The following is a 4,914-nucleotide window of genomic DNA, read 5'->3' as shown; positions in this document are numbered from 1 at the left end:
GTTCAACGTAGGCAGTGCACCGGCCGTGGCCAATCCTGACAGCTACACACTGGGCTTCAACCAGACGCTGGCGCTGACAGTGCTGACCAATGACACCGACCGCACCGGCGCTCCGGCTTCGCTGAGCAGTGTCACTTTGCCCACGATTGTGACGCAGCCAACAGGCGGTGCAGTAACCGTAAACGCTGATGGTACCATTACCTACAACGCCAATGACACCTTCACGGGCGTGGATCAGTTTGTCTACCGTATCTGTGATGTGGTCAACACCAGTTTGTGTGATACCGCTCTGGTGCGAATTAACGTCGGTAATGCTCCGGCCCCGCAGCCGGTGACGGATCAGGTGACGGGCAGCTTTGGCCAGCCGGTAACGGTGAGTGTACTGGGTAATGATCTGGCGGGTAACGGTCAGCCGGCCACGCTGGCTAATGTGACCGCACCGACGATTGTCGATGCGCCTGCCAACGGCACGGCGGTGATCAATCCTGATGGCACTATCACCTACACGCCGGCCCCTGGCTTTGCCGGCTCTGACACGCTGACGTATCAGATCTGTTCGACGGTGAGTCCGAATGTGTGTGCCACGGCCCAGGTAATCTTCACGGTACCGTCAGTGCCGCCGGTGGCTAACCGCGATGATGCTACCACCACCTTCCAGCAGCCGGTAACGGTACCGGTACTGCTGAATGATGCCGCTCGTGGAGGTTTACCGGCCAATCTGACTACGGTGACGGCTCCGCTGATTGTGGATGCACCCGATAACGGTACGGTGGTGGTGAACTCAACCGGCAGCATCACCTACACGCCCAATGCCGGTTTTGCCGGTAGCGACACCTTGATCTACCGCATCTGTGACCAGGTCAACACGCTCTTGTGTGACTCAGCCCTGGTGGTCTTTACCGTGGGCAGTGAGGCTCCGGTAGCTAACCGGGATAACTACACGACAGCCTTTAATGCACCAGTTCAGATACCCCTGCTGCTCAATGATCAGGGCCGGGGAGGTTTGCCTGCGTCATTAACCAACGTGACGGCACCGGTCATTGTCGATCAGCCAACAAACGGTACGGTAACGGTGAATGCGGACGGAACACTGACGTACACGCCGAACTTTGGATTCGCCGGAGCAGACAGCCTGATCTACCGCATCTGTGATGTGGTCAACACGGCTCTGTGTGACACGGCCCTGGTGGTCATTAACACCGGTAGTTCGGCTCCGAATGCGAACACCGATGTGGCGACTACCGGATTCCAGACACCAGTAACTATACCGGTATTGCTGAACGATCAGGATCGGAACAATCAGCCGGCCAGCCTGACCAACGTGACGGCACCAGCGGTAGTACGGCAGCCTGCCAGTGGTACCGTAGTAGTCAACGCGGATGGTAGCATCACTTACACGCCGAACGCGGGCTTTGGCGGAACGGATACGCTGGTATACCAGATCTGTGACCGGGTGAACACCAGTCTGTGTGATACGGCTCGGGTGGTTATCAATGTAGCACAGGGTCAGGTATCGCTGGTGGCCAGAGCTTATCTGCAGGGAGCGCTGTTTGGTGTGTTCTTGCCGGATACGCTGATGCGCGATGACCTACGGACTAAGGGTCTACTGCCGACGGGCAGCCCGTATGCTGGTTTCAATGCGCTGACGATTACCGGTAATGTGAACCCGGCTGTATTCAGTGTCACTGGCGCTAACGCGATCGTAGACTGGGTATTTGTCGAATTGCGTAACCCGGCCGACCCAACGCAGATTGTCGACAGTCGTTCCGCGCTGATCCAGCGGGATGGAGACATAGTGGATTTGGACGGGGTATCGCCGGTGCGGTTCAACAGTGCAACGGCAGCCAGCTACTATGTAGTGGTGAAGCACCGCAACCATCTGGGTGTAATGACCCAGGCAGCTGTCCCGCTGAGTACGACCGGTACGGTGGTAGACTTCCGCCGACCGTCGACGCCAACGTATACCTACACCAACACGGCCATCAATCAGGCTCAGGTGGTGGTTGAACAGGGACGGGCACTGTGGGCAGGTAACGCGCTATACGACAACGATCCGGGAATACCGCACAATTTCGTAATCAACCAGGGTACCAACAACGATGTGAACGTGATTTACCAGCAGGTAATTAATGCACCGGGCAACATCTTTGTGACACCGTTCTTCCGGTTGAGAGGGTACTACACGGGTGACATTAACTTAAACGGGGAGGTGATCTTCCAAGGTACAGGTAACGATGTCGAGTTCATTTACCAGAACGTCATCAAGAACCACCCTGGTAATGTGCTCCGGCAGCCGTTCTTTATCATCCGCGAGCAAATACCGTGATAGGATTCTGTTTGAACTCAGCAGCGGGGATCACTCCCCGCTGCTGTAGTTTACACCTGTCTGGTATGCCTGATTCAAAAAGTTTGGCATCTTTTGTGATAGGAAAAGAGGCTCCCGGTATTCTTTAAAAAATTAGTCCGAGCCCCTGTCTGAATCCTCTGATCCTACCGGAAAGTTACCCGCCAGACGACTGTCAGAAGCAATAATTCCTTATATGCATAATTGTACATAACAAAGGTCACGCTTTCTAATCAGCCTTTGCGGTTGGATAAAACAAATAATCTACAGGTAGGCTACGGTGGGTTGGCCAACCATTCAATTGGATAATGTCCATGACCTTCCTGCTTGGTACATTTCTTGCCAATAATCAGGCTCGGAGTACAACTGAATTTATTTCCCCCGAGAATATTAGCTGACAATAAAAAAGTTTTCAAATGAAACACTTCTTCTCTCTGGCACTTTGGGTAGGTATTTTTTTTGCGAGCCACCTGAGCTATAGTCAGCTGCTCATATCGCCCAACACCGTTAACTATCAGGTTACGTATGATCCGGTGACTAACCGGTATACGGCTTTTGTGATACCGAACTACAACGTACCCAACAGCAACAACCCTGGCCCTACAGAGAAAGGAAGTACGGCTCAATATACCTTAAAGGTGCCGGCTCAGTTTTTCATCCAGGACATTCAGGACATCCGGGGAAACTGGGAAAAGAACCCCTTAAAGTTAGGACCCGGTCAACCTGGTCAGGACTATACCGGATTCAATCTTGATCCGGCTTTCAATTATTATGTCATCGGTAAAAGCTCAAATGAAACAGATTACGGAACGTTTCAGGCGGGTCAGCCGGTGGCTTTGTTTAGTTTTCGGGGTAATGGCTGTTTCGGCCCTATAACCCCCCTGCCGCCCAGTGATGCTTTTATCACAGCAGCCGATGACCTGTACGCACTCAATGTAGCGAACAGCTTCTACTCACGTTCCGGGCAACCAGAGGGCGGGAACGTCGTGCCACTGGAGCAATTTGTGAATATTGCCAGCCCGGCGGCTGATTGCCGGAGCGTAGTGGCAAATCCTGAGAGTACTACCACTATTGCAACCATAGCGGTCACCACGTCAGTGTTAGCGAATGATACCCGAAACGGGCAGCCCGCCAACACCACCAACGTCACGGCTCCGGTTATTACGCAGCAGGCCATCAATGGTCTGGCGGTAATCAATGCTAACGGAACAATCACCTATACCGCCAATGCGGGTTTCACCGGAACAGACAGCTATGTATACCGTATTTGTTACGATACGGAACCAACTTTATGCGATACCGCTCTGGTCCGCATCACCGTGGTGCCGCCCCCGCCCCCGGTGGCTACCCTCGATCAGGTAACCGGGACATTGGGCCAGCCTACAACGGTTACTATTTTTGCCAATGACTTAGGCGGCAATGGTGAGCCAGCCAGCTTAACCAATGTGACGGTGCCAACGATTGTGGATCAGCCCAACAATGGCACGGTCGTCGTTAATTCCGACGGCAGTATTACCTATACCCCGGCTTTTGGCTTTGCCGGCAGCGACACCCTAACGTACCAGATTTGCTCTACCATCAGCCCGACGGTTTGTTCAACGGCCCTGGTGGTGTTTACGATACCGTCTGCTCCGCCAACCGCTAACCGGGATAATGCCACCACCACTTTTCAGCAACCGGTTACCATACCCATATTAACAAACGATACCGACCGGGTGGGACGCCCCGCGACCCTCACCAATGTCACGGCACCCATCATTGTTGAAGGGCCGGATAATGGTACTGCCGTTATCAACAGCACCGGTACGCTGACCTATACACCAAACGCAGGCTTTGCCGGTAGTGATACCTTATTTTATCGTATTTGTGATCCGGTCAATACGCTGTTGTGCGATTCAGCCCTGGTCGTTATAAATGTTGGTAGTGCAGCGCCAACGGCTAATCGGGATAATTATACGACCGCATTGAACACGGCGGTCCAACTCCCGGTACTGCTGAATGACCTAAACCGGGCAGGACTGCCAGCCAATACTACCAATGTTACTGCCCCAGTTATTGTCACCCAGCCAACCAATGGTTCACTGACGCTGAATGCTAATGGGGTTTTCACTTATACCCCTAATAGTGGTTTTGCGGGGGCGGACCAGTTCGTGTACCGCATCTGTGATGTGGTGAACACAACCCTTTGTGATACGGCGCTGGTGGTGGTCAATGTTGGCAGTGCGGCTCCGAGTGCTAATCCGGATGCCGCTACGGTAGGGTTCAACCAGCCCGCCACCGTCACGGTGCTGACCAATGATCTGGACCGGAATGGTCAGTTGGCTACGCTCACCAATGTGACAACGCCGACTATATTGATGCAGCCTGCCAACGGCACCGCCGTGGTAAATGCTAATGGATCCATTACCTACACACCGACAACCGGTTTTGCCGGCACCGATATGCTGGTCTACCAGATCTGTGATCGGGTGAACACCAGCCTGTGCGACACGGCCCGGGTCACCTTCAATGTAGGTAGTGCACCGCCGGTGGCCAACCCCAACAGCTACACGCTGGGCTTCAACCAGACG

The 4,914-nt window shown here is 53.8% G+C and carries 2 protein-coding genes; both read left to right on the top strand.

Features of this window, described 5'->3' with window-relative positions; genetic code table 11:
• The coding region (locus ABD949_RS18390) for an Ig-like domain-containing protein (RefSeq protein ID WP_345245642.1) at positions 1 to 2,326 on the top strand (2,326 nt) is incomplete at its 5' end.
• Positions 2,327 to 2,760: 434 nt separating this feature from the next.
• The coding region (locus tag ABD949_RS18385; RefSeq protein WP_345245640.1) for an Ig-like domain-containing protein at positions 2,761 to 4,914 on the top strand (2,154 nt) is incomplete at its 3' end.

This window comes from Nibrella saemangeumensis (genome assembly GCF_039541915.1).
Lineage (GTDB): Bacteria > Bacteroidota > Bacteroidia > Cytophagales > Spirosomataceae > Nibrella > Nibrella saemangeumensis.
This window is presented reverse-complemented; position numbering and strand designations above follow the sequence as displayed.